Source organism: Ktedonobacter robiniae (assembly GCF_016587375.1).
Taxonomy (GTDB): Bacteria; Chloroflexota; Ktedonobacteria; order Ktedonobacterales; family Ktedonobacteraceae; genus Ktedonobacter; species Ktedonobacter robiniae.
The window spans coordinates 1,032,951-1,059,339 of sequence record NZ_BNJG01000002.1 but is presented as its reverse complement, the minus strand read 5'-3'; the positions used below and the strand labels follow the sequence as shown (position 1 = coordinate 1,059,339).

Below are 26,389 nucleotides of genomic sequence, written 5' to 3'. Positions count from 1 at the left end.
CCGTCTACCATTGAAAAAAGAAGATGAGAGCCACGTACAAGATCATTCTGTACGTGGCTCTCAGCTTCAGAAAGAACAAGAGGAACAAGAGAATGACAGAACCGAAGAAGAGAGCACGTGGCCCACAAACGAGAAACTTGGTGAGGGTGTTTACAAGAAACGAGCTTTATTCTTTGCAGGAGGCCGCGGAAAGGGAGGGGATCGGCCTATTGTTTCTGGTAGCACTCAGTACAGGCCTACGACGGGGAGAACTGCTCGGCCTGCACTGGCAAGACCTGGAGATGGAAACGCGAGCCCTCTCCATTCATCGGAGCGTATCGCTCTTCCCGAAAAGTGACTTCTTAGAACGGGAGTGCGCGCCTCTTCACCAGCGAGCAATCAAACTTCCCGCTTTGCTCGTACAACACCTCCAACGCCATCAGCAAGTGCAACACGAGGTACGCCAGCAGGCCGGTGAGGAGTGGGAAGAAAGGGGCCTCGTCTTTCCCAACGAGAGGGGAAACTATCTCTCACCTTATCGCCTCAGCCAGTGTTTTCAGCAGGCCCTGGAAGAGGCGAACCTTCCTTCCACCCCGTTTCACGCTGTGCGTAATACGACCATCTCTTTGCTGCTGATGCTTGGAGCCGAGCCCAGAGTGGTACAGAGCATGTTAGGAGTCAGTTGGCGCGATACCTCCACGATATCCATAGCACCTATCACGCTCGACCACTATGAGAATGCGATACAAAGAATTCTTGATTTTCTCCACAATGAAGGCGAAAAAGAGTAAGCAAAAAACGCGCACACAACGCCCAGGGAAACCTCTTTGCTATCTTATAGCCTAACCTCAAACAGAGGCTTCTTGAGGTTTTCAGCAGGATTTAGCAACAAAGACCCCATCAAAGGTGAAAGCGAGGTCGTTATGGCAAGCAGGAAGAAAGACGGTAAGGGTTCTAAACGGCGCAGGAAGGTTCTGCCCGGCAACTGGTCCGTTTACCAACGGGCAGGTGATGGTCGGTGGGTCGCAAAGTTTAAGGTCGAGGAGACCGGGCGCTATAAGGAACTGTATGCCCAAAGCGAAGATGAGGCCTACGAAAAGCTTCAGCAGGCTCTATTTGAGCAGAAACAGGGCGTGCTCGCGACAGGCCCGAAACAAACAGTGGGCAAGTACTTAACACAGTGGCTGGAAGAGGTACATAAGCCAACCCTTCGACCGAGTAGCTATGCTCGCTACCACGGGCTTCTTAAGAACCATATTCTTCCCGCGTTGGGGCACATCCAGCTTCAGAAGCTAACGGCGCAGCAGATCCAGACCTTCTACACGCGCAAACTGGAGGAGGGCCAGTCTGCGAGCTCTGTCACGTCCATGCACAAGGTTATCCATAATGCGCTCGCCAACGCTGTGCGCTGGCGGCTTGTCACGCACAATGTCTCCGAGCACGTTACGGTCCCCAAAGAAACCGCGCGTCGCGTACAGCCTCTCTCGATAGAGCAAATACAGAAGTTTTTGCAGGCTATCCAAGGGGATCGCCTCGAAGCTTTTTTTATTCTGGCCCTCACAACGGGAATGCGTCACGGGGAATTACTGGCCCTGCACTGGAGCGACTTCAATTTTCAGGAGATGAGCGTCGCCGTGCAGAGGAATGTGAACTACCTCGCTGATGCGAATGGCGTGTGCCATTTCGTCGAAGGAGAGCCGAAAACAAAACGGAGCAAGCGCAAAATCTTGCTAACACGTTTCGCCGTCGACGCTCTGAAGGAACATAAAACCCGGCAACTCCAGGAGAGGCTCAGGGCTGGCGATACATGGGAGGAGCGTGGTCTGGTTTTCTGCACGCGTGTTGGCGGCTATCTCTTGAAACCAACTGTTATTGCTCATTTCTACTCGCTGCTGAAAAAGGCCGAGCTCCCAAAGGTGCATATCCACGACCTGCGGCATGGGGTCGCGACATTACTCTTAAGCCTGGGTATTCACCCAAGGCTGGTACAGGAAATCCTCGGTCACGAGAATATCGACACCACTATGAGCACCTATTCTCATATTCTCCCCACCATGCAAGCGGAGGTTGCGGAAAAACTCAATACCCTGTTTGAAGGGCTGATTTGAGCGTTTTTCGGGGCGTTTTGGTGTCATTATTGGTGTCAACTCTTTAAAACTTCAAGAGTCGACACCAATAAACTGAGGTGAGGAGCCGCTTTAAATAGCGGGGGAAGAGAGAAATTGGATGACACCTTCTGTCTTATTTGCGCAAAAGAGGGAGAAATTGCCTCTGACCAAATTTTGGTGAATGATGAGCTTATCTGAGGGTTGCCCTCCTTTTTCTAAATATGTAAACATGAGCGTACACCTTGCGAGATTGGTGGGCGATTGAACATGCATGGGTGCGCATACATTGTTTGAGCCTGGCGGGCAACGATCACTTTCGCGTTTGCTGGCTTGGCAATCCCCAGACGGACGAGCAATTTCACCGGGAAGACTGGAGCAGTGTTGTAGTACAGTACTGCTTGCTTGTTTTTCGCATCTATCGCATAATTTCACTGGGTTTTTTGAGGTGAGGGCAGGAACAACATCTTCACTACCAGGGATAGGGGCGTGTGAAAGGGATAGGGGATCACTATATGTCGAATTCCAAGCAGACCGAGCGTGCCACTCCTGGGTCGTGTGAGACGCTCCTCCACATTCTTGAGGCGCTTCCTGGTGCCTTATTTGTCATCGATGGCACCGAGAAAATCGTGTATGCCAATGCGAGCGCGCAGGCCATGCCAGGCGCCACACCAGAGGCACTTGTCGGGAACAGCTTCTGGCGTGGCGCTCCCCACCTGGTGAACACCACGCTCTATCAAGCAGTGCGTAAGGCCAGACAGACCCAGGAACCAACCGAAGTGGAGTATATTTCTCCCGTCACCCAGAACTGGTTGCATGTGCAACTCGTTCCAACCGCTGGGGGGCTGGTGTTGCATTTCCACGAGAAAAGAGCACTAACTCGACGCCAAGAGACGTCTTCCCCAGACGAACACCTCGCCGCTGATGTCCTGGAGAACATGTATGTCGGGGTCGGATTTCTCACGCCCGAGGGGATCTTGTTGGACATCAATGAGGCTCCGTTAGCAGATGCGCAGGTCCGACGCGAGGAGGTGATTGGCCAGCCGTTCGCCCAAACCCCCTGGTGGACCTTTTATCCCGCGAGCCAAGACCAATTACGCGCAGCCATTACACGCGCCAGCAGGGGAGAAACTGTGCGTTTCGAGACGCTGGTTCACCCTAGGGAGGGGATGGACCTTCACCTTGAGGCAACGATCACGCCCCATAGGGACGTGGATCACCATGTCGAGTACCTCGTCTATGTCGGGACCGATATCACCGCGCGCAAGCGAGCCGAAGGAGAAATCCGTGCCCTCATCGATGCCATTCCCCAGTTGGTCTGGACCGGGCGACCAGACGGCTATGTCGATTTTTATAATCAACGCTGGCGCGACTATACCGGCCTGAGCACCGAGGAGGTCGAGGGAGAGGGATGGATGCAGTGTACGTATCCTGAGGACCGGCAACGCGTCCTGGAGACATGGCAGCGTGCCGTCCAGACTGGCAGGCCCTATGAAGCGGAACAGCGCCTGCGCCATGGCACGACCGGGGAGTATCGCTGGTTCCTGATGCAAGCCACGCCCTACACAGATGCCCAGGGCACGATCCTCAAATATGTTGGCACCTGCACCGATATACATGACAAAAAGCAGGCCGAAGACGAAATCCGTGTTCTGGCCAATGCCATCCCCCAAATCGTCTGGATGATGCGCCCCGATGGCTCGTGTGAATACTGTAACCAACGCTGGCGTGACTATACTAATATGACTTCTGAACAATCTCAAGGGGATGGCTGGCTCCAGGCCATCCACCCCGATGATCAACAGCGCGTCCTGGAGAGGTGGCAGCGTGCCGTCCAGACCGGCAGGCCCTATGAAGCGGAACAGCGCCTGCGCCATGGCACGACCAGGGAGTATCGTTGGTTCCTTGTCAGAGGAGTGCCACACAGGGATGATCAGGGGACGATCCTGAAATGGTTTGGGACTGCTACCGACATCGAGGAGCAGAAACTGACGGAGGAAGCCCTACGCCAGAGTCAGGAGCGCGCGAGTGTCTTGATGAACTCCAACATTATCGGGATCTTTGTCGACGAAGGCGATCGTATTGTGGCCGCTAATGACACCTTTCTGCGCATGACCGGCTATACCCAGGAAGACCTACGGGAAGGGCGCATGAATTGGTTGCACATGACCCCTCCAGACTATCTGGATCGGACCTTAGAGGCCCATCAGGAGCTTGCCTCCAAGCAGTCGATAACCCCCTATGAGAAAGAGTACGTGTGTAAAGATGGTAGTCGCCTTCCGGTGCTCGTGGGTGGGGTGATCTTACAGCATCATCCAAGCCAAGCGATCGGCTTTGTGCTGGATAACACCGCGCGCAAGGAACTCGAGCAACGCAAGGATGACTTTATTAGCATGGCCAGCCATGAACTGAGGAATCCCCTGGCCACTTTGAAACTACAGACCATCTTGCTGCACAGGCAACTGGCCAGGCAAGGCACCTTGGCTCCAGCTCTTTCCAGCATGCAGACCCAGATCAACACACTCACAAGGCTAGTAGAAGACTTGCTGGATGTCTCCAAGATCCAGGCAGGCAGACTGGGGTATGTGCAGGAAACGGTGGATCTCGACGCGTTGCTGCGAGAAATTGTCGATACCATGCAGCAAACCCATCCCAGCCATCGCATCCTGATGCGTGGCGCGGTGCAGACCAACCTGCTTGGGGATCGAGATCGGCTGGAACAGGTCTTCACCAACCTGATCAGCAATGCCATCAAGTATTCCCCGGGCGCCGAGACCGTCGAGATGGATCTCTCCACCTCCCCTGAGTCAGCGACCATTCGGGTCCGCGATCATGGCCTGGGGATCCCGCGAGAACTGCGCGACAAGATTTTTGACCGCTTCTATCGGGTCACTGATCCGAAGCAGATGGCGATTCCCGGCCTGGGCATGGGGTTGTACATTGTGTCGGAGATCATCAAGGGTCATGGGGGAACCATCACGGTGGACAGCGACGTCGGGAAAGGCTCGACCTTTACAGTGACCCTTCCCCTCAAGAGAGATGCCTGATTCATCAAATGTGAGCCTGATCCCACGAGGTGCCTGGGGCATGTATGGTGATGAAAATATTAAATCTCTTGAAGACAGGCAAGCACTCGTTGTACCTCGGGATGGTCAGAGACTGCCTCAGTAGGGAACCATGCCACATCCTCTAGCATTTTGTGCTCCACACCTGCATCTTCTGGATCATACCCTAGAGCAATCTCCGCCTGAGCATCAATTTCAACGAGAAAGATCTCCGACGTGCCTAAATCGTAGGGGAGGGTGAAGAGGAAGTGAAGCATCTTTCCTTTCAGGCCTGTTTCCTCTTCCAACTCACGTAACGCAGCCTCTTCAGGCTTCTCTTGAGGCAAGAGCCCACCTCCTGGTAAGATCCACGAAGAGCTTCCGTCACGCCACCGATGCTTTACTAGCAGAATTTCCTGGTTTTGATTGCGGAGAACCGCGGCAGCAGCCCGCGGTCTGGTAGATGTCGATGTCATATCGATTCCTTTCAACTTTTGTATCCCCTATTGTATCATGGGGAAGCCGCTTTTATATCATCTATTCAATCTGGACCAAGAGACGATGCACTCACGCCTGGCAGGACGGGAGGTGCGCCCTTCAGAAGCACTATCTTCCCGTCCTGCATGGGCGTGGGAGAGCTACGTGAATCAGCGCTGCCCATGTCCCTCGGATGCGGAGCTTCCTGCATGAGTGCGGGAGGTGTAGTAGGGAGGTGGAAAATCTCTTGTGTGATAACAGGCGAGGAAGTATAATTGGCGTGTATTGATATATTGGTAGCTAGGGGTGAGAAAGTGAGCGCCATGCGTACTGAATATGAGGCCACATTTCCTGATGTCGATTTGGAGGAGATACGCCAGCGCCTCAAACAATGTCAAGCCCGGCTAGAGCGCGAAGAATTCCTCCAGAAGCGTTATGTGTTTGACCTGCCAGAGGGACAGGATATTCCTGGCGCATGGTTGCGTCTGCGGCACGAGGGAGATCGGATTACCCTGACGCTGAAAGCGATCACAGGCCAGGCCATCGAACTACAGCAAGAGCTCGAAATCGAAGTCAACGATTTTGAGCAAACATCGGTGTTACTGAGTATGTTGGGATGTAGCAGACGCGCCTACCAGGAGAGCAAGCGTGAGCTATGGGACCTGGATGGCGTTCAAATCACCCTTGATACCTGGCCGTTCTTAGAGCCATTCGTCGAGGTCGAGGGATCATCTGAGCAGGCCGTACGAGGTGCCTGCACCCACCTTCAGCTACCCTACGAGGAGGCCATCTTTGGCTCCATCGACCAGCTCTACGCTCGGCGATATAATATCTCGCGAGAGGTTATCACGCAACAAATCTCTAACCTGGCCTTCACCGAAAACTCACGCCATGAATTCAACCATCACGTAACTAATAACTGCGCAGAGTAGTCGCGTACGCCAGTAGCGAGGAGAACATCTATGACAGATACCAGTCAAGTAGACGCGCTGCGCGAGCGCGCATACCAGGACCGTATGAGCCTGCAAGAGGCGTTTGAGTTGTGCGATGCCCTGCCAGGTGTCGAGATCGAAACCATACTGGGTAGGTGGCGTGGCAGCGAGGTCTCCACCCATCACCCAATGGATGGGATGCTGGAGGCCTTTGGCTGGTACGGCAAAGAGTTTATTGATCGTGACCATGTTCACCCTCTATTATTTTCTGATAACCATAACCAGATCTTCTACATCGATCCCAAGCGCCTGCCCCTTTCTTTCGTGCTCAAATTGCCTATTCCACGCAACAAACTAATACGCCGGTTGGTAATTATGGCGCGCTTCCTCTTGCAGACCCGCCAGGCGAAGGCGCGAGTACGCATGGTGGAGTATCGCGGCAAAGTCAGTGCCTCCATGCTCTATGACAACCTGCCGATCTGCGACACTTTCCGCCTCATTGATCAAGATACGCTCCTGGGCATCATGGACTTCAAAGGCATGGAGCAACCCTTCTTTTTTAAACTGCACCGCGACAAATAGCTGTTTATAGTATAGGCCCGGCGCTACTTATGTACGCGCCAGGCCTATATTGGTTCTTCTTGTTCATATTGTTTAATGGTGTGTCTCGGTGTATATGTCCGAAAACCGCCAGCAAGCATGCAGATTTTCGCGTAGAATGATGTCATCAAAGCAACAATAAACTTACAATATATTAATTGCGGAGAGATGGAAAATAATATGACAAAACGCGAAAAAGCGGAATTGCTCCTACGCTTACAGCAGCGTGGCTCCTCGTTACTACTGCCTAATGCCTGGGACGCGGCGAGCGCGCGCCTCTTTGAAGAGGCAGGGTTTTCCGCGCTAGGCACCACAAGCGCGGGTATTGCCTTTAGCTATGGTTATCCCGATGGGGAGCGGATGAAGCGCGAGGAGATGCTCCAGGTTATCGCACGTATTGTCTCAGTTGTTCAGGTTCCGGTGAGCGCGGATATTGAGGCTGGCTATGGTCCATCGGCCAGGGACGTGGCGGACACCGTTCAAGGAGTTATTGAAGCTGGGGCAGTCGGCATTAATCTTGAGGACAATACTGGCAATTCCACACATCCACTCTTCCCGTTAGAGGCGCAGGTGGAGCGCATCGCAGCCGCGCGTGAAGTGGCGGATCATGCTGGTCTCCCCCTGGTTATCAACGCGCGTACCGATACTTACCTGGCGCAGGTGGGTGAGGGAGAGGCGCGCCTGGAGGAAACTATCCAACGTGCTAATGCCTATATTAAGGCAGGTGCCGATAGCATCTTTGTTCCCCTGCTCCTCGACCCGGAAATTATCCAGATCCTGGTGCGCGAAATTCCCGTCCCGCTCAACCTTCTCTCGCTTCCTGGCGGACCATCCGCACCCGAACTCTTTCAACTGGGCGTAGCGCGTATCAGTATTGGCCACAACGCCATGCTTTCGACCATGGGCCTGGTGCGCACTATTGCCAACGAGCTTCACGAACAGGGAACCTACGAAACCATGAGCCGCTATTTTTATGGCTTTGCCGAGTCAGCGGCCCTGTTTTCAGTTTCTTAATGGTGTGCTGAACAAAAAGAGGCGCAGAAAGGGAATCCTTCTGCGCCTCTTTTTGTTCAGCACACCTTAAATTCTACCCCTCAAATAGTACTACGCTCCCTTGTTTTATATACAAATATATAGCAAAATAGGTGGGGTATAGAAAAAACGCTTTTTCTATAAATTAATAGGCATAGACATAGCCTTGTGGCGTAGGAGCTTCGCTCGCATGGATAGCAAAAATTTGTCTCCTTTTGAAGACAAGAACAACGATGTATGGAAAACTGTTTCTTCTCAACCGGCCCAGCCGACCGGCTCTATGAAACCATTAAACTGGTGGTACCAAGTTGCCACTCCCTCTGACCCAGAGGCCAAAACCTCTTTTGCCGTGCAGGATAAGCTTCGCCGATCTCGTCTTGCCAGCCTTATCCTTCTCCTTATGCTGGTTGTCCTTGTCTCCTTTATCCGACTCGCACTCCTCGCTAAAAATCCCCTGTTATTTCCCATTATTCTGACCGCTATTGGGATTTGCTTACTGGTTCTCTTCCTCAATCGACTGGGCCATGTGACCCTGGTAGGAATACTAAGCGTGATTACGGTGAATGCGGCCATTATGCTCAACCTGATTACCTCGCCAAGTGGCATGTTGGACATGAATGGTTTTCTTACGTTTGATCTGCTCGTCTTCTCAGAACTGGTGGCGGTCTCGCTGCTCCCGCCGAGCAGCGTCTTTTTTGTGGCGGCCCTCAATATTGGCTGCATTTGGGGAGATATCCTCCTGCAACCGCACGCCCCCGATCTCGAACATTTCTGGCTTACGATGTCATATACCTTGCTTGTGCGCCCCATCGCTTTGCAGATTGTCGTTGCGGTCGTGACCTACTTATGGGTGCGCGGCGCCCTGCGAGCCTTTAAGCGCGTAGACCGTATCGAGGAGGTTGAGCGTTTGCAGCTCGCGCTAGCCGAGCAGAAGCGTGACCTGGAGGTTGGCATTCAGCAGATTCAGCGGGCACTGGTAGAGGCGGCAAACGGCAATTTTGCCATGCGTGCACCGCTTGCCCAGGAGAATGTGCTCTGGACGGTTGCCGTCTCGCTGAATACGCTGCTCTCACGCTTACAACGCTCCAGCCAGTCAGAGCAAGAGTTACAGCGCATCCGTGGCGAGGTGCTGCGCCTGGTGAATATTGTCAGTGAGTCGGAGGCGAGACGCGTCCCGCTGCGCCTTGCCCCCACTGGTACGTTGCTTGATCCACTTTTGAAGAACCTGGCTGGTCGCTATCTTCTGCAACCCGCCTCGGGCGATCGCCCCTCGCGCCCTTAAGTCCATGTCAGCATGGACCCTACAAAAATAGGGTAAGGAGTGTGGAAAGTGGCGCAATAGCCGCTTCCCACACTCTTTTACCCTTCTTGACCCGTGTAACGAACCAAACATATATATATATGCTTGCCTCTGTCATGTCTGTATCTCTTTTTTCTCTGTAGCCAAAATGTACACACCTATTGTTAAGTACTTTTTAACAATAGGTGTGTGTATGGTAATGTTATTATGAACAATATATTAAAGGATTAAACATGGATAAAGTATCTATGCATTGCATGGGAATTATAGGCAGATTGCTATTGTAATCTCTTAAGCTCAACACTACACTGTCTTTTAGGTATCAAAGAAGATCTTTTCTCTGCCTTCGATGATATCGAGTTTCTCTGCCCTGTTAATCTGTATCTACTAGATAACTCTCTGTTTGCTGTCTTGTATGCCTTACCCGCAACTGCGCAAAAGTCAGAATGTCTTGGACGCCTGACTGAACGCCTGGCTGCGTAAGTAGGCATTACAATTTTTCAGACCAGGAGCTATGCATTATGGTAGATATGAATGAGCGTTATGCTCGCCGTTTATTTTTCAAACAGGCAGGCGCATTAGGCCTCTCCGCCGCCTCTCTCTCCGCCTTTTTAGCGGCATGTGGTAGCGCCGCCACCACCACCACTGCCTCCTCCGTTGACCTTGCCGGTCCAATCGCTATCGAGACGCTTCTTGAGAAGGCGAAAAAAGAGGGGAAGCTTGAAGCAATTGGTATTCCACCTGAATGGGCTGACTATAAAGACATCCTGGATACCTATACCTCGAAGTATGTAAAGGTGCAGTACCAGGCCGAGGCTGAGTTCTCATCCGCCCAGGAGCTGGAGGTCTTTAAAAAATCAAAGCTTCACCCCCATGGCGATATCGGCGATGTCGGCTTTAAATTCGGTCCACAGGCTGTTCAGCAGGGACTGGTGACTCCATATAAACATTCCAAATGGGATGATATCCCCGCTGAGTTGAAGGATCCTAAGGGCAACTGGTGTACCGAGTATTGGGGCGCCCAGGCCTTCATCATTAATACAGACCTGGTAAAAAATGAGCCGACCTCTTTCAAGGATCTGCTCAATGGTGATTACAAGAATATGGTTGGTATCGATGGCGATCCACGTGAAGCCAACGATGCCTTCATCTCTGTCTACAGCGCCGCGTTGGCGACGAGCGGTAGCCTTGATAGCATTCAGCCAGGCATTGATTTCTTCGCTCAGCTCAAGAGAAAAGGTAATTTTACCGTTGCTCGTTCGAGCCTGGCTAATGTCACAAAGGGCGAGGTCGCTATCGCGATCATGTGGGACTACCTGGGCTTAGGCTTCCGCGATCAACTCAAGGGCAAGCCCAATCTAAAGGTTATTATCCCCTCGGATGGCTCTATTGCAGGTCCCTATGTCTCCATTATCAACAAAACGGCCCCGGATCCCTACGCAGCGCGTCTGTGGATGGAGTATATCTTCTCAGACGAGGGCCAGTTGAACTACCTGAAGGGCTATGCGCACCCTGCTCGCTACCAGTCCCTGGTCAAGGCTGGCAAGGTTCCAACTGAACTGGCGGCCAAACTTCCACCAGCTGAACAGTATGCTAATGTCAAGTTCGTGACAGACCTCAGCAAGCTTGATGCTGCCGCGACCGCGCTCTCCAATAACTGGCAGTCCCAGGTGCTTGGACAATAATTGCTTTTCATGCTTCTCTTCGATTGAGAAGCGTTCATACTCGTGTGAGGGCGCAGGATGTATGCTTGCCCCTCACATGTTCTTGTAGAAGGTGGTGTGATGGACGTTCCTGTTATTCCAGGCACAGATACAACTCAGGCCACGCTTAGCCGCTCTGTCAAGCGCCGCTCGGGCATACGTTGGGGATATTCGATGGTAAGCTGGTTAGGCCTGGCCCCGTTCCTTGTGTTTTGCCTACTGTTTGAAATTCTACCGACCCTTATCATCCTCCAGAGCAGTTTTACGGATGATCAGGGAGCCGCTACGCTGGACAATTATCAGCGAATTCTCACGCAACCCAGCACGTTACGTGCCTTCCAGACAAGCATCTTGCTCTCGCTGGTCTCCGCGCTGATTAGTGTTGTTATCGGCTTTATTGCGGCTTATGGTGTCTATACCATGCGCACCAGCTGGTTGCGCAACCTGCTTATAGGCTTCTCCAGCCTGGCCGCTAACTTCTCAGGCGTTCCCCTGGCCTTTGCCTTTGTTTCGACGTTGGGGGTTACGGGCTTTGTGACGGCGCTCTTTAAGACGTGGTTCCATATCAATCTCTATGATCTGGGCTTCAATCTGTATAACTTCTGGGGCCTGGCTCTCACCTACGTCTATTTTGAACTGCCGCTTATGTTGCTGATCACTGTTCCCGCGTTAAGCGCTTTACGGAATGTGTGGCGCGAGGCGGCGACTAATCTGGGCGCATCGACTTTTACCTACTGGCGTAAGGTGGCATTCCCAATCCTCCTCCCATCGCTTATCGCGGCACTGATGTTGCTCTTCGCTAACGCCTTTGGCGCCTTTGCCACGGCTTATGCACTGGCGCAAGGCAATATTAACCTGGTTACGATCCTGATTAGCTTCGCGGTTGCAGGCAATGTGAGTGTCGATGTCGGCCTGGGAAATGCCCTGGCCGTAGGGATGATTCTTGTCCTTGTGATCTCTGTCTCTCTCTATGTGTTTATGTTGCGTCGCGCCAGCAACTGGCAGGGAAGGTAGGGGAAGTGATATGAAACAACAACAGGCGAAACGTTTCTCCCTGGCATTGGATAAAATTATCCTGTTTCTAGTGATGCTCTACCTTATTATTCCGCTTGGAGCGACCCTGGTTTTTGGCCTTAACGATGGTTCGCGTTTCAACCTCGGTGTCCTGACGCAGGTGTTCAGTGATAGCGATTTTGCGAAAACGCTGCTCCTTTCGCTGGGATTAGCCATTGCATCGACGCTTATCGCGGTTATATTGATTACGCCTACTGTTTACTGGATGCAGCTCCGCCTACCCCAGGCCCGTCCCCTGCTGGAGTTTCTCTCCCTCCTGCCTTTTGCGGTGCCTCCAATCGTTCTTTCGCTGGGCTACCTGGAAGTTTTTGGCGATTCCCATACCTGGATTGATGTGCTTTCACTTGGGCTGGTTCCCTTGCTGAGTAATGAGCCATTCACTATCGCTAATACGCCACAGCTATTGATCTTCGCCTACGTGGTGATTGCTCTCCCCTTTATCTATCGTCCTATCGATAACAGTCTGCGCGCGCTCAATACACGGGTTCTCTCTGAAGCGGCCTCAAACCTGGGATGTGGCTGGTGGCGCACCTTTCTCACTATCATCTTGCCAAATATCTGGCCGGGTGTTATCAGCGCCGCCCTGCTGACCTTTTCGACCGCTATGGGTGAGTTCACTATCGCCGTGCTCTCAGGTATCTATACCTTCCCTGTGTATCTGAATCAGATTGGACAGGGTAACGCTCACCAGGCTGCCTTACTCACCATTATGAGCTTTCTCATCACGCTGCTCTGTGTCCTCGGCATCCTTGTACTGGTGCGCAGCAGGGCTCAAGGCAAAGGACAGACCGTTGAAATTGGCGGGGGGAGATAAACGAGGATTGTGTCTTTTGGGTTTATGGATTTGCAGATAAGGAATAAGATATGGCTTTTCTCGAACTACTAGATATATCCAAGCATTTTGGACATACCGCTGCTGTCGATAACATCGACCTGTCGATTAAGCAGGGTGAGTTCTTGACCCTGCTTGGGCCGAGTGGTTGTGGTAAAACCACGCTCCTGCGTATGATCGCGGGCTTTGAAACGCCTACAACTGGTAGCATCTTGCTTGATGGCGAAGATATCACCAACCGCCCGGCCAATAAATGTCTGATGGGAATGGTCTTTCAATCCTATGCTCTCTTCCCGCATATGAGCGCTCAGGATAATATCGGTTTTGGCATGACTATTAAACGTCAGCCGAAGGATGTTATCAAGAAACGCACGACCGAATTACTTGAGCTCGTTGGGTTGGCCGAGATGGGACACCGTTATCCGCATCAACTCTCGGGTGGGCAGCAACAACGTATCGCACTCGCGCGCGCCCTGGCCGTCGAGCCGAAAGTCTTGTTGCTTGATGAGCCGCTCTCGGCACTTGACGCCAAGGTTAGAATCTCGCTGCGTAATGAGATTCGTCGTATCCAGCAAGAGCTGAAGATAACGGCCATTTATGTTACCCATGACCAGGAAGAAGCCCTCTCGCTCTCCGACCGCATTGCGGTGATGGCAAAAGGCAAAATTGAACAATTGGATGCTCCCGAAAACATCTATAATCAGCCACAGACAGCCTTTGCCGCAACCTTTGTCGGCAACAGTAACCAGTTCAACGGGATCATCGAGTCGGCGGCCAAGGGTCTATGCCAGGTTGGCACACGGACCTTGAAGGTCTCTTCCCTCTCTCAATTCCGCGATGGCGAGAGCGTATTGATCATGGTTCGCCCTGAAGATATTGCTATCCAGGTTGATGTGGACACTCAAGCTGGCCTGAACGTTCTGGCGGGAAGAATTGGCCTTCGTACCTTTCTAGGGCCGTTTACGCGCCTGCATGTAAGCATCGATGAAACCACAACGCTCCTGGTTGATATTCCCACGCGCCAGGCTGCAAGCTATACACCAGGCAGCCAGGTGCGTCTTGTCTTCCCTCTCCAGGCCTGCAAAGTCTTAGCCCTCGATGCCAAGGATGCAGAGTTAGTGCATCTCGCGGCCGCAGAGGCCGTTTAGGTTTCGTGGGAGGACGATGCTGCTGAAGTATTCGTCTACATATAATGGCGCGATATGCTGATTCCGCTGGCAAATTTTGTCTGGACAAGTTCTGAGCGTGGAAAGGTATCCAGAGGCTTTCAAGACCGGTAGGGGCCCGGTTTACCGCGTCCGAAGGCGATTCATCGCCTGTGAGCGCAGCCCGAAAGATGCTGAAAAAGACCTTTCACGTCACCATGCGCTTGCTCAATCGTAAAAGCACGGCTGCGCCGACAGGCCATAAATGGCGTTTGGACGCGATAAATCGGGTCCCTACCACTAATTCGGGCCTTCACCTTGCGCGCGATGGCATCCGCGAAGTGCTCGCATGCAAAATAACTCGTTTCTAGATTACTGTCGCTGGTGGTCCATAATCCAGTTCGTATCCCAGGTCTGACCACCATCAAAGGAGAAGGCTTGCTGCCAGCGAGCACTCTCCTCGGTGATCTGGTCCCAGATAAAGCGACTATGTACTGGCTTCCCATCGAGCGGAGATTCGATGACCTGATAAAAAAGCCCCACGCCCTGCTCGAAATGTCCCAATAGCGGCCTGAAATCCGGTGAATTGCGATTATCGAGCCAGACAATCGACCATTGTTGCGTCTCCTGATCGAAGGCGCGAATGGTCATTCCTTCGAAGCGATCTCTCCAGCGGCAGGGTATTCCCCATTCGGGGATGTAGCGGCCTGCGGGCCGAAGAGTCCATGCCAGCATGGACCCTACAACTTTGCAATTGCTCTACCTAGCGTGGGGTCAGGACCGCGCTGAAGGTCTGCCACATGCCGAGGAACATGGCGCGTGACATGCTGTGGAAGTTGGTGGGGGCGGAATCGGCGATATAGACGTTCTGCGCATCGCCACCGCGCACCACGAAGATATGCCCATAGGGGTAGTATGTTGGATGGCGCACGCTCACAATCACAGGCTTGCCACTGTTGGCGGTATCAATAACCTGCTGGAGCGTCATGGTGTGCCCCCAGCTGGTGTTGAAGCCGAAGTAGTTGGCCGTCATGGAGATGCCCTCTTCGCGCAAGAGGCCCTGATCGACGCTCCAGACGCCCAGGTTAAGCTCCTCTTGCAACACATCGGAGGCGATCAGGTGGCGTCCATAGGCATCCATGACCATCACCATAGCGAAGCCCGAGCAGGAGGAATAGACCCACGTCTGGCGCTCATAGAGCGTGGAGTACTGGCTGGAATCAGCGGAGTCGAGGCGCACCAGGCGCGCGCTCGCGTCGAGAAATACCGGATCGTTAGTACCTGGATTGCCCGGGTTGGTCTTCGCGGGCTGCTCCAGGACATGGCCAGAGGGCGAATAGCTTATGCTATTGCTGTACTGTCCATCCAGGGTACCCTGCGAAAACTTCGCCAGCGTCCCACCCGCCAGGCCTACCTGGAGAAAGAGGGTTAAGCCAAAGAGCACGAGCACACCTACGGAGACCAGCGAGCGCCTATGCGTCGACCAGGGAGAGCGCGTCACGACTGACGGCAGAGAGGCCGTTGGACTCTCGATAGAGACGATCTGGCCCTCGTTGAGGTGCAAAATAGCGGTCACATGTCGGTCGAGTGGATGGGCCGGGAGGCGATTCTGCGTGGCAAGCACTTGCCTGTTATGCCTGTGCTCTCGCCAGGCGCTTACCCCCACAACGGCGGTGATAAGCAACATCAAGATGGCCAGAAAAGACGTCATCGTAGCTGCCGACATAAATATCCCTCTAAATATCCCTATATATCTGGCGCCGCACGCCCCGGCGTTTGCTCTCGCCGGAGATGACGCCGCGCTTAGCATTTCTCCAGTATGTATCGTTATCTATCAATAAGTATATGCGATAATGCCGGACATACACCAGTTTCTCCCCAAAAACGGCCATATGCCCCAGGGGAAAACCAAGAATGTTAACCACTATACCTCCCAAATTGGAGAATGGCCCGGCTATTGCGTCCCCTATCTGCTCCATTTCACGCTTTTTAGCCTGTCTTTCACGAAAGGTTTTGTCCTCGCGCCTGGACGCGTTCCTGCCTATGACAAGAGTTCTAGTCCAGTAAGCAGAAGATCCAGATAGTGAGCAAGTTCCTCTATGGAGATAGACATACCATTCTCAAGCCACCAGCCACCAAGCGTTACGATCGCTCCCCCGTAAAATTGTGCCATGACCTCTGGTGGCATAGGCAGTTGGATTCCTTTTTCCTGAGTCCGTTTGAGATCGTTTTCTATGTCTCTGGTTAACTGCTGGCGCATCAAGTTTGTCAGTGAATGGGTTTCTTTTTCTACCATCATCAGAGAGTAGAAACGCTGGTGCATTGCGATCTGTTCAAGCATTCGTATGTGCCTTCTCTTTGTTTGAGAGGCTTCTACCTGATGAAATTCTTCAAGTAGCTGCATTTGGGTGGTTTGGATGCCATACTCTAACAGGTCATACTTATCCTCGAAGTGTTTATAGAACGTGACTCGATGCACCATTGCTTTCTCACAGATCTCTGTGACGCTGATCGATTCGAATGGACGCTGCTCTAAGAGAGTGAGTAGCGCTTCCCATAAGAGCTTATAGGTTCGTCTGACCCGCAAATCTTCTGGCGGTTGGGATGTGTTTGGCAACATTTTCTCCTTCTATGTTAGTTAGGCTACCATTGGTCTCATTTTGTATCTTGATACTCGTTTGCTTTCCGTCTATAGTAAATAGAAACAGGTATATGTGTAATTATACACCTGTAGCCATTTGAAAACGCAACCGTTCTCAGTTTAGAAGAAGATAAGGAATATAATGGCAATGCCACTTAATGAAAAGAGCGATATCCCACAGACCCATGGAAGCGGAACGCAGGCGCTTGTGCTTGGGGCTGGTATAGCCGGACTGTTCACCGCACGTATCCTTGCAGAGTATTACGACCAGGTTTGCGTGGTAGAAAGAGATACGCTTCCTGAGGAGCCTGAGAATCGTCCAGGCACTCCTCCCTCCGACTGACCAAGAGGGTTTCGATCAGGGCCTGCATCAGTTACTTTCTCAGGAAATTGCAGATGCCTTGCAGGAGGCGGAGCCAGTCACACAGCCGAGAGGCTATCGGATCCTGGAATGCCTTCGTCAGCACTATGGGCAAATGGAACGCTGGCCTTCAGGTCTGCTGGTTATGGGTGATGCATTCTGCAATGTTGATCCTATCTATGGTCAAGGCATGAGCATGTCGGCTATGGAAGCAGAAATGCTAGAAACCTGTTTGCGTGAGCAACGCGAGTGGCCTCAACCCGACTTTGAACGTCGTTTCTTCCAGCGCATGCAGGATGCAACTGAACCTGCCTGGTGGCTCAGTGCTATTGCGGATCGACGCTGGCCTGGTGTCGAGTATGCTGGCTCTTTGTCGTTGGAGGGGATGACATTGGCTCAGAAATACTTTGATCTGTACCTCAAGCACGCCAGTTGGCAGATAGCTCAAGATCCGCAAAATCCGCAAAGCATGGGCCTGCACATGAAATATACGCTGATGAATGGCTTAATGGTATCTCCGCGTGAAATTGTCAATCCGTCGATGATTGCCACCCTTCTTGAGGCCAATTCTTCCTCTGATGAGGGGAGACAACTCACACAATTCCTGGATACCCTTTCCCGTAAATATGGTCGACCATTTGAGCAGATCTTTGATGAGATCGTACCCACCTTTGAGGGGTTTCCAGCTTTGAATGAGGGGAGTTGGCTTCTCTCGGTTTCGTAGAGTGGAAGCAGAGCCATCTGGCACCCTCTCCAGAGGAGGGAAGCATGGCGAAACCACAACCCAGCAATACGAAAGAACCCAAACGTGCGATACGAAGTTGCTGGCAGTGAGTCCCACGAGTGTAACGATAGAACAACCCTGTGAAGCATATGTTGGTACTGCGTAGCATGCCCTGGCAGAGAAATCAAGGGAATGTGAGGGAAAAGGCCACAAAACGGCGGAAGATCAACGCGGTGCCACGATATGCTACAAAAGAGCCACCACGCAGCAAGATCTTCCACTATCTTTTTCCAATAGCTGAACTATCTTTAAGAAATTCTTCAAATTGCTTAATATTTTGAAAGCGCTTAATTCCGACTCCTTGGCCCATTAGGTGACTTTGGAGAAGAGAGTCAAGACGTTCCACAGCTTCACGAAGTGACACTAAATTTTGATTATTCAAGAGGCCTACCAAATCTGAAAACCCTAAACGAAAGTAATAATCTTATCGAATACACCCTTCATCTCCTCGTAAAAACCCTCCATTCTCTTGGGATAGGAGGGCCCATCTGAGAAATCTGGTTTCTTTAAGAGGAGGCACTCCAGTGTATCCTTGGTTAATCGTTCACAGGCTGCTTGAATATCGGCTGGTGACTGCGCGTACATGATTGCGTTTATGAGTAATTCCAACCGAACTGGTTTTAACGGTAGCTGAAGTATTTGGTCCATATTTTTCTCCCAGCCCTTGGTGAAATATGTTTGGTTTAGCAGAGCAAGGGCTTGGAAGACTTTCGTTAAAACCCCGTACGCCTCTGTGCGGAAAAATAACATATCCTTCACCGCATCTGTGGATTTCATCTTATATAAATGAACATAAACATCCCGCAGCTGTAGTTCTGCTTTGTTGAGCAGGTCCAGCCCATGTTTGTGTGTAATTCCATAGCGAGGGGGCGCCACTGGCGTACGCGGCTACTCTCCAAAGTAGCCGCGTACGCCAGTGGCGCTACTCCTGCGGCGTCTCGCGTAGCGTGGTCAGGCGGCGGATGTCGGGAAAGGCGCCCGCGACGATGAGCACGACTAACAGGGTGCCAATGCCACCGGCCACGACCGCGGCCACGGGACCCAGCAGTTGGGCCGTGAGTCCCGATTCAAAGCCTCCTAGCTGGTTGGAGGTGCCAATGAAGAGCGAGTTGACCGCGCTCACCCTGCCGCGCATCTCGTCCGGAGTGCGCACCAGCGCGAGGGTCGAGCGGATCACGACGCTGATATTATCAAAGGCGCCAATGAAGAACAGTGCCAGGAATGAGAGCCAGAACCAGTGCGAGAGGCCAAAGACGATCGTTGCCAGGCCAAAGCCGGCTACCCCCAGCAACAGCACCGGGCCAGCCCTCTTGAAGGGAGGACGGCGTGCCAGGAAGAGCGCCATCGCGATGCCCCCAATAGAGTCTGCTGCCTGGAGCCATCCCAGTCCTACAGGTCCGACATGCAGGATGCCCGTCGCGTAGATAGGTAGGAGCGCGACGGACCCGCCAAACAGGACCGCGAAGAGGTCGAGCGTAATCGCCGCTAGCATGACCTTGGTCTGTCCAAGAAAGCGCACACCACTCACGAGTGAGCTGAGCTTGCGCCCCTCGCCCAGGGTTCTCTTTTGTGGCTGAACATGGATAAAGATTAGCAAGATGGCAAAGGTCAAGAAGAAGCCGCTGCTCAGGAGATAGACGGGAGTCGCGCCCTGAAAGAAGCCGATCAGAAAGCCGCCCACCGCAGGTCCGATCACAGCTGAGAGCTGGCCGATGCTGCTGCGCCACGTCATGGCGTTCTCATAAGCCGTCTCTGGAATGACCTGGGAGACCAGCGCCGAGTTGGCTGGCTGGCTGAAGCTCTGCGCGCCACCTATCGCCGCCAGGCAGCAATAGATTAGCACCAGGGGACCATGCAGATAGGAGAGAAGCGCCAGGCTTAGAGCGGCCAGCACGTTAACGAACTGTGCCACAAGCACAATATACTTGCGATTGACGCGGTCGGCGATATAGCCAGCGGGCAGGAAGAGGAGAATAAGTGGGATCACCTGGGCCAGTCCGACTCCTCCAAGCACAAGCGCGGACTTCGTCTGGATATATAATTCCCAGCCAATGGCGACCGCTAGCATCTGTTGCCCAAAACCCGCCAGGCCCACGCCAGTAAAAAGCAGGCGAAAGTCGAGGAACTGTAAGGCACTGGTGGAAGTATTTGGTGTCTCTACTGGAGGTGAAATATCTCTGGCTTGATCCTCTGATAATGCCGTTTCATCAGCGATAGGTTCCATGTGTTTTCCTTGATCTAGAAATTGTCTCCCGCGATAACCTACTTGGGGTAGGGCTGGTGTGGAGTGGAAATGCCGAAGGCATTTCCACTCCACACCAGCCCTACCCTGCGAGCCACATAGTGGCGAGAAGTCTTGAAGAAATACTTTAAGACATAAGAGGTGTTAGGATAGTGGAAGAACAAAAAAGCGCCAACCTCCACATCCTACAGCCCTCTATGTTATCGCAGGCCGTACCGATGTGCGTTGGTTGACGTTAAACGCTTACGTTTATTCAGTTTTATGAATATAGTGTAGCTTCTATAGCCCCTTTCTGTCAAGAAATCTTGTTTCGCTGGGCGCCCGTCAATATTTTGCAAGAGTGCTTCCAATCGCATAGGCGCTCCGTTTACGGCGCGCAAGGCGATTTATCGCAGGAGTACAGAGTTGCGACCAATGTGAGAGCGTGGTGTGGCTTGCCCGAGGGAGTTAGAGTGTTCTGGAAAGATGCCCTTCATGCTGTATTCTTGCAATAAATAGCCTTGCACGCGATAAATCGGGTGCCTATGGAGTATATTGTGCAAAAATATGACGCACATCCTGTTTCGCTGAGGAGTTTTCTTTTTTGCAGCACAACCGATGAGAACTCCTTTAGAGGTTTCCAGAAGGAAGCAGAAACCAGGCAAAGCACACTGAGAGCTATCAATCCTACGAGTGTGCCTATACCGAGACAAGAACGCCTATCGTCAATGGCCAGATCACCACCACATCGAGACCAATCTACAGGCGAGAGGATGAAGAGGAGGATTCGCGAGTCGTATAATAAAGAGTGCCGGGAGAGTAAGTTGAGTAGTTTATGCGGATTTGCCCGCACATAAGAATGCCAATGATTAATAGAAAAGGATATATATGCCACAGAGAACGATACAGCAGACGAGCAAAATGACCGATGAGGATTGGAAATATCCCCAGCAGCCTTACAGAAAGAACGGTTGGTTACAGGTAGACGATAACCCTCCCCTGAAATCTCCGCATAAGATTTATTACGAGGAATATGGCAATCCTGACGGGGAACCCGTTATGTTTCTTCATGGAGGGCCGGGCGGCACGTGTACCCCCAATTTCTCCCGTTTTTTTGATCCCGAACGTTACCGTATCATTCTCTTTGATCAGCGCGGGTGTGGCAAAAGTGTGCCTAACGTAGCAAAGGATGGCGCACAGGCGGGGCTGGCGAATAATGAAACGTCGTATCTGGTGGACGATATTGCCAAGCTGCGTAACCATCTGGAGATTAAAAGCAAAATGCATGTATTTGGCGGCAGTTGGGGAAGTATTTTGGCCCAAGCTTATGCAATCAAATACCCGGAAACCGTGCAAACTCTGATTTTGCGGGGTATCTGGCAGGCTACCAAGCAGGATCTGGATTACATGTATCAGGGCAATGCGGAAACGTATCATAAAGGCCCCTATAACGTGACAGTGCCCGGCTCTTATCTATTCTACCCTGAAGAGTGGAAAGAGTATGTTGAAATTATTCCCCAGAACAGACGCAAGGATATGATAAAGGCCTATAAAGAAATTTTTGATATGGTTCCGAGGACTCCCGAGCAGCAGGAAACAAAAAGGAAAGCGCTGGTGGCGTGGTCGAAGTGGGAAGAGGTAATAAGCAATATAGTTCCTAATACTAAAAATGTTGGTAAATACGGCAGTGATGAATTTGCCACTAGTTTTGCCCAGATTGAAAATCATTATTTTACGAATAATATGTTCATGGAAAATCATTATTTGATTAAGAATGTGGAAAGAATTAAAGATATTCCTATACATATTGTACACGGCCGTTTTGATCAGGTATGCCCTATGTACCAGGCGGATATTCTGGTGGATGCGCTCAGGAATGTAGGGACGGAACCAGCGAGTTATGTAAGAACTACGGCGGGACACAGTGCTTTGGAGTTGGAAAATGCCATGGTATTGACCAATATCATGGATAACCTTCCCAAAATGGATCACAGTAAATTGCCGGGGACGAAAGTAACCGGAGCGGATGCCACGCAATCCTATTAGAGGATATCCCATCGCCACTTTTCGTGAGTACGTGGAGGAGCGTAAGTCGTCTGGTTTGCTTCGTTCGCGGATGAGGCAGCTTCTAGAAGCTCTCATTCCACTTTGACACAAAGTCAGGAGTGGATCACCTCAATTGTTCCCGCCCTGCAGATGTGGGGAACTTCGCGAGAAGAGGCGTTGGAATTGGTCCCAACGAGACGTTCGCTCTTGCGCCACCGTGCAGAAGAGCAAGAAACAAGGAAGGACTTTGGAGAATGACCTTTCAACTTCCAGATGAGAGCACAATTTTTGGGAAAAATGTACGGCGTCGCGTGCATGAAGAGTATCTCATATGGCTGACCACAGTAGATACGCGCGGGATGCCTCAGCCCGCACCCACCTGGTTCTGGTGGGATGAGACGGCATCCAATTTTTTGGTCTATAATCTGACTCATGCCAGACGCCTGGATTTTGTGCGCCGGAATTCCCAGGTGGCTCTGCATTTTAATGGCGACCAGACTGGCTCTGGGATCATTGTGTTTACCGGGCACGCCCAGATCAGCACCGCTGAACCTCCTGCCGATCTGCATCCGCTCTATCTGGCAAAATATCGTCACTGGATGACCAGCAAGTTTGGCTCGCCGGAACAGTTTGCAGCGGAGTATTCGGTGGCGTTGCGCATCTCTCCCATCAAGGTGCGAGGCTCATCTTCATAGTGTGAGTGTTTTATTTCAACGTCCTTCAGCCGTTTATCTCATGGAGAATGATTCTGTTGAACTGGAGGCTCCATATTTACGCACGTTACCAAGAAGTTCATGAAGCTTTTTTCATGGTTGCTGAAGGTTAAATATGGCTCAGTTAAAAGTGCAACTGTAGTGCCATGCACTCTTACCGTGACTATTCCATCCATTTTACCTGTCGCTTCCGCGAGATACAGCTTCTTGCAGCATCTGAGCGGCTTCTTCGACAACGGCTTCCCATAATCTCTTTCCCAACTCAGCACTCGCGTACGTCGGATCGCCGATCACACCGGTAGAGGAATAGCGAGCAAAATCCAGGTTTGGATCATTCCAGTCAACCTCTGTGGAATGGGGATTGGTGATCCACTCTTGTCGAACTGTTTCCGGTCGGAGATAGAGCGAAATAGATGTGGTAAAGCTATCCGCGTGCCCGACAGGAATCATGGGGTCAGCTAATCGGCACCAGATCTCATGAAAGGGATGAGGTGGTAAGAATGCTTGCGCCTTGCCCTGGTACATCTGATTGAAGCGCTCAACGACCCCGTTTAGAGCATGACCGCCACAGCCTCGCCAGATGACCATTCTCTTAAACCCCTGTGTTACCAACGAGGTCAAGGTCGCTTCGATCAATGCATCATGCAAGCTGACGGGGACATCAATAAATCCGCTACCAAAGTTGCGATGTTCCGGCGTTGGCCCAAAGGGCATCGCCGGTAACACGACAGCCTGGACTGCAGCGTCTTGCGCCGCTTTTTCAGCGGCTGCAACCATGAGCGTTTCAGCAAACCAGGTATCAAAGTCGACCGGAAGGTGAGGGCCTTGCTGCTCGGTACAACCAGTAGGAATGATCGCTAACCAGCCCTGTTGAGCACATTTGCCAATCTCCTGGTAGGTCAAATCACCGAAGCGCTTGCTCTTTTCTTCTATTGGGGGCATATTTTCTTCCTCTCAGATTTCTCATTGCTTCTGAAGAGAGAATATCTCTAATCATTATGGATATGGTATCACCCCTTCTAACCTATGATCAAAGTAGGGGCCGCCACCAGTCAGTGTCTGCACGATATCGAAGACGTTCAGGCTGCCCAGGATCGCCAGGAACAGGATCACCAGACAGACCTACGCCGCGCAATATCGGGACGAAGAACTGTCGCCGCCACCACAGGCGACGTCGCCCACTTCATTTGGACGCTTCTATCTGTCTACAATATGTCTAGTAGATGCTATTGGATGCTAGATAAGGATTCGTTACAATACAGACAGAATCGGCTCTTTCAGGCTCTTACCGTTGCTTACGCTCGATTATTTATGAAGAGAAAGAGAGTTCGTTATGACAAGGATGTCGGGTAGTTTGAGTTTGCCCTATGGGAGGGTAAAATGGATGATCGGCGCGGGGATGTGCTGCATATTGATGCTGTCCATCCTGGTTGTAAGCCCGTTGAGTCACGCGGCTGCCGCGACCAGTGCCCAGGTCACGATTAACGCTGGCCAACCTCTTGGTACTCTTCCCAACACAAGCGAAGGGATCAATACCGCCGTCTGGAATGGGAATATGCTTGATAGCGCGGCGGTCACCGCGCTTGGAAACGCGCATGTCAACGTCGTGCGCTATCCTGGAGGCTCGACCTCAGATGTCTATCATTGGCAGTCGAATACGACGGTGTCAGGTCAGAGCTATGCCAACCCCAGCAATACCTTTGATGCCTTCATGGGCGTCGTCCAGAACATCGGCGCGCAGCCGATCATTACAGTCAACTATGGCTCGGGCACGCCGCAAGAGGCCGCTGGCTGGGTGCAGTACGCGAACAAAGGCGGTTCTGGCTATAGCGGTCCGGTGCCGACCTACACGGGAGGCAGTAGCACCGGCCATACCTATGGCATCAAGTATTGGGAGATTGGCAATGAGCTGTACGGTAATGGCAGCTATACCGCCAACTGGGAATACGATACCCACTCTAAGAAAGGCGCCACCGCCTACGCTCAGAATGCCGTGCAGATGATCCAGGCCATGAAAGCCGTGGACCCGACGATCAAGGTCGGCGTGGTGCTGACTACCCCTGGCGATTGGCCCAATGGTAGTGTCGATACGACCGATGGCGATACGATGGATTGGAACCATACCGTGCTCTCCATTGCCGGTCCCTACATGGACTTTGGGGTTATCCACTGGTACACGGATTACGCCTCGGGTGGCAACTACACCGACGCCGGGCTACTGGGTAGCCCTGCCGAAATCGCCGGGAAGGTCGCCACGCTGCGCTCCCTCTATACGCAATATCTGGGTTCGAGGGCAAGCCAGACTGGCATCGCCGTGACCGAAATGAACTCCAATGGCGGTGGCTATGCTCCTGGTAAGCAAACGGTCAGCCTGGTCAATGGCTTATTCCTGGCCGATGCGTATATGACCTGGCTAGAAAACGGTGTCTTCAATGTCGACTGGTGGGCTGAGCATAATGGCATCTCGACCAGTGGGGACAATAGTTCCAGCCTGTACGGTACGGCCAATTATGGCGATATGGGTGTGTTGTCTAATGGCAGTTCATCGGGAGGCGTCAGCGAGCCACCGGCGGACACACCATTCCCGCCATATTACGGCCTGGAGATGCTCGGTCACGTGTTCAGCCCGGGGGATACGCAGGTCTCGTCCTCGTCCAATCAGAGCCTGGTGGCTGTCCACGCGGTCAAACAGGCCAATGGGAATCTCGCCGTGCTACTGATCAACAAGGATCCCAACACGACCTATAACGTTTCGCTCTCGCTTAACGGCTACAGCGCGGGCGCGAACGCGACGCTCTACACCTATGGCGAGAATAGCAGTGCTATCACCTCGACGCAGGGATCATCCTCAAGCGTGAGCATAGCGCCTTACTCGCTCACAACCGTGGTTTTACAACCGGGCACTGGAGGGACACCTACACCTACGCCTACAACGCCCACTCCTACCCCAACGAATACACCGACGAATACACCCACCCCAACTCCACCGCCATCCGGTACGTGCAAGGTGGTGTACACAGTAACCAATCAGTGGCCTGGCGGCTTTGGGGCGAGTATCGCGATCACCAATACCGGGAGCACAGCAATTAACGGCTGGACGCTGAAATTCACCTTCCCTAATGGGCAGACGGTCACCCAGGGATGGAACGGCACCTTCTCGCAGCAGGGCAGTAATGTGACGATCACCAACCTCTCGTATAATGGCTCGATTGCTCCAGGTACTACGCTGAGCTCCCCTCCGGGCTTCAATGGCTCGTGGAGTGGTAGCAACCAGGCTCCGACCTCGTTTACCCTCAACGGAGCGCCGTGTAGTACTTCCTGAGTGGAGGGGATTTCTTCCATCTCACCTCTGGCACCTGAGGTGGTTCACATGGGGTAAGGGTTGTGGTGCTGGATACCG

22 protein-coding genes and 1 pseudogene are annotated in these 26,389 nt (G+C 52.3%); 16 read left to right on the top strand and 7 right to left on the bottom strand.

The genetic code is table 11. The features are described from left to right. The first annotated feature begins 23 nt into the window (after positions 1-23). The 3 genes from JMJ04_RS25160 to JMJ04_RS25150 all read left to right on the top strand — a co-directional run bounded on the left by JMJ04_RS25160 (position 24) and on the right by JMJ04_RS25150 (position 5,131). Positions 24-770 carry a tyrosine-type recombinase/integrase gene (locus JMJ04_RS25160; RefSeq protein ID WP_307811736.1) on the top strand — a complete coding sequence of 249 codons (747 nt, stop codon included), beginning with the start codon at positions 24-26 and terminating at the stop codon, positions 768-770. Between the two features lie 132 nt (positions 771-902). Then, positions 903-2,087, top strand: a complete 1,185-nt coding sequence (locus tag JMJ04_RS25155; RefSeq protein WP_201373169.1) for a tyrosine-type recombinase/integrase — start codon at positions 903-905, stop codon at positions 2,085-2,087. Positions 2,088-2,599: 512 nt separating this feature from the next. Then, positions 2,600-5,131 (top strand): PAS domain S-box protein, encoded by a 2,532-nt coding sequence (locus JMJ04_RS25150; RefSeq protein ID WP_201373168.1) that lies wholly within the window; start codon positions 2,600-2,602, stop codon positions 5,129-5,131. A gap of 59 nt (positions 5,132-5,190) precedes the next feature. On the opposite strand, the gene JMJ04_RS25145 is transcribed toward JMJ04_RS25150, so the two are convergent. Beyond that, entirely contained in the window at positions 5,191-5,604 is a 414-nt protein-coding gene (locus JMJ04_RS25145; RefSeq protein WP_201373167.1) for an NUDIX hydrolase, read from the bottom strand. A gap of 324 nt (positions 5,605-5,928) precedes the next feature. Here JMJ04_RS25145 and JMJ04_RS25140 point away from each other — a divergent pair, with 324 nt between their 5' ends. The 8 genes from JMJ04_RS25140 to JMJ04_RS25105 all read left to right on the top strand — a co-directional run bounded on the left by JMJ04_RS25140 (position 5,929) and on the right by JMJ04_RS25105 (position 14,226). After that, positions 5,929-6,537: a class IV adenylate cyclase gene (locus JMJ04_RS25140; RefSeq protein ID WP_201373166.1), complete on the top strand. Its 609-nt coding sequence runs from the start codon at positions 5,929-5,931 to the stop codon at positions 6,535-6,537. Positions 6,538-6,567: 30 nt separating this feature from the next. Then, positions 6,568-7,119, top strand: a complete 552-nt coding sequence (locus tag JMJ04_RS25135; RefSeq protein WP_201373165.1) for a DUF4334 domain-containing protein — start codon at positions 6,568-6,570, stop codon at positions 7,117-7,119. Positions 7,120-7,317: 198 nt separating this feature from the next. After that, a complete protein-coding gene (locus JMJ04_RS25130; protein ID WP_201373164.1) occupies positions 7,318-8,151 on the top strand; it encodes an isocitrate lyase/PEP mutase family protein in 834 nt (277 codons plus the stop codon). Between the two features lie 208 nt (positions 8,152-8,359). Continuing rightward, positions 8,360-9,451 (top strand): hypothetical protein, encoded by a 1,092-nt coding sequence (locus JMJ04_RS25125; protein ID WP_201373163.1) that lies wholly within the window; start codon positions 8,360-8,362, stop codon positions 9,449-9,451. 539 nt (positions 9,452-9,990) lie between these two features. Then, on the top strand, positions 9,991-11,154 hold the full coding sequence (locus JMJ04_RS25120; protein WP_201373162.1) for an extracellular solute-binding protein: 1,164 nt from the start codon (positions 9,991-9,993) through the stop codon (positions 11,152-11,154). A gap of 99 nt (positions 11,155-11,253) precedes the next feature. Further along, positions 11,254-12,186 (top strand): ABC transporter permease, encoded by a 933-nt coding sequence (locus JMJ04_RS25115; RefSeq protein ID WP_236038385.1) that lies wholly within the window; start codon positions 11,254-11,256, stop codon positions 12,184-12,186. A gap of 10 nt (positions 12,187-12,196) precedes the next feature. Beyond that, positions 12,197-13,060, top strand: coding sequence for an ABC transporter permease (locus JMJ04_RS25110; RefSeq protein WP_201373160.1), 864 nt, complete (start codon positions 12,197-12,199; stop codon positions 13,058-13,060). Between the two features lie 50 nt (positions 13,061-13,110). Then, on the top strand, positions 13,111-14,226 hold the full coding sequence (locus JMJ04_RS25105; RefSeq protein ID WP_201373159.1) for an ABC transporter ATP-binding protein: 1,116 nt from the start codon (positions 13,111-13,113) through the stop codon (positions 14,224-14,226). Between the two features lie 369 nt (positions 14,227-14,595). Here JMJ04_RS25105 and JMJ04_RS25100 read toward each other — a convergent pair whose 3' ends face one another. From JMJ04_RS25100 to JMJ04_RS48860, 4 genes and pseudogenes are all read right to left on the bottom strand, one after another. After that, positions 14,596-14,958, bottom strand: coding sequence for a hypothetical protein (locus tag JMJ04_RS25100; RefSeq protein WP_201373158.1), 363 nt, complete (start codon positions 14,956-14,958; stop codon positions 14,596-14,598). Positions 14,959-14,986: 28 nt separating this feature from the next. After that, entirely contained in the window at positions 14,987-15,949 is a 963-nt protein-coding gene (locus JMJ04_RS25095) for a C39 family peptidase (RefSeq protein ID WP_201373157.1), read from the bottom strand. Between the two features lie 315 nt (positions 15,950-16,264). Next, a complete protein-coding gene (locus JMJ04_RS46855; protein ID WP_236038383.1) occupies positions 16,265-16,564 on the bottom strand; it encodes a TetR-like C-terminal domain-containing protein in 300 nt (99 codons plus the stop codon). A gap of 144 nt (positions 16,565-16,708) precedes the next feature. Next, positions 16,709-16,843, bottom strand: a pseudogene (locus JMJ04_RS48860) (TetR/AcrR family transcriptional regulator); the annotation flags it as partial. Positions 16,844-17,012: 169 nt separating this feature from the next. On the opposite strand from JMJ04_RS48860, the gene JMJ04_RS25085 reads away from it, so the two are divergent. Beyond that, a complete protein-coding gene (locus tag JMJ04_RS25085) occupies positions 17,013-17,207 on the top strand; it encodes an FAD-dependent oxidoreductase (RefSeq protein ID WP_201373155.1) in 195 nt (64 codons plus the stop codon). A gap of 58 nt (positions 17,208-17,265) precedes the next feature. Beyond that, the gene (locus JMJ04_RS25080; RefSeq protein ID WP_201373154.1) at positions 17,266-17,949 is read left to right on the top strand and encodes an FAD-dependent monooxygenase family protein; all 684 of its coding nucleotides are present in this window, start codon (positions 17,266-17,268) and stop codon (positions 17,947-17,949) included. 982 nt (positions 17,950-18,931) lie between these two features. On the opposite strand, the gene JMJ04_RS25070 is transcribed toward JMJ04_RS25080, so the two are convergent. Then, positions 18,932-20,233, bottom strand: coding sequence for an MFS transporter (locus tag JMJ04_RS25070; RefSeq protein WP_201373152.1), 1,302 nt, complete (start codon positions 20,231-20,233; stop codon positions 18,932-18,934). A 918-nt stretch (positions 20,234-21,151) separates the two neighbouring features. Here JMJ04_RS25070 and pip point away from each other — a divergent pair. Beyond that, positions 21,152-22,276 (top strand): prolyl aminopeptidase, encoded by a 1,125-nt coding sequence (gene pip, locus JMJ04_RS25065; RefSeq protein WP_201373151.1) that lies wholly within the window; start codon positions 21,152-21,154, stop codon positions 22,274-22,276. Positions 22,277-22,530: 254 nt separating this feature from the next. Beyond that, the gene (locus JMJ04_RS25060) at positions 22,531-22,971 is read left to right on the top strand and encodes a TIGR03667 family PPOX class F420-dependent oxidoreductase (protein WP_201373150.1); all 441 of its coding nucleotides are present in this window, start codon (positions 22,531-22,533) and stop codon (positions 22,969-22,971) included. Positions 22,972-23,166: 195 nt separating this feature from the next. On the opposite strand, the gene JMJ04_RS25055 is transcribed toward JMJ04_RS25060, so the two are convergent. Then, on the bottom strand, positions 23,167-23,931 hold the full coding sequence (locus JMJ04_RS25055; protein WP_201373149.1) for a creatininase family protein: 765 nt from the start codon (positions 23,929-23,931) through the stop codon (positions 23,167-23,169). Positions 23,932-24,322: 391 nt separating this feature from the next. Between JMJ04_RS25055 and JMJ04_RS25050 the strand changes: the two genes are divergently transcribed. Further along, positions 24,323-26,311: a cellulose binding domain-containing protein gene (locus JMJ04_RS25050; protein WP_201373148.1), complete on the top strand. Its 1,989-nt coding sequence runs from the start codon at positions 24,323-24,325 to the stop codon at positions 26,309-26,311. Positions 26,312-26,389: the final 78 nt, after the last annotated feature.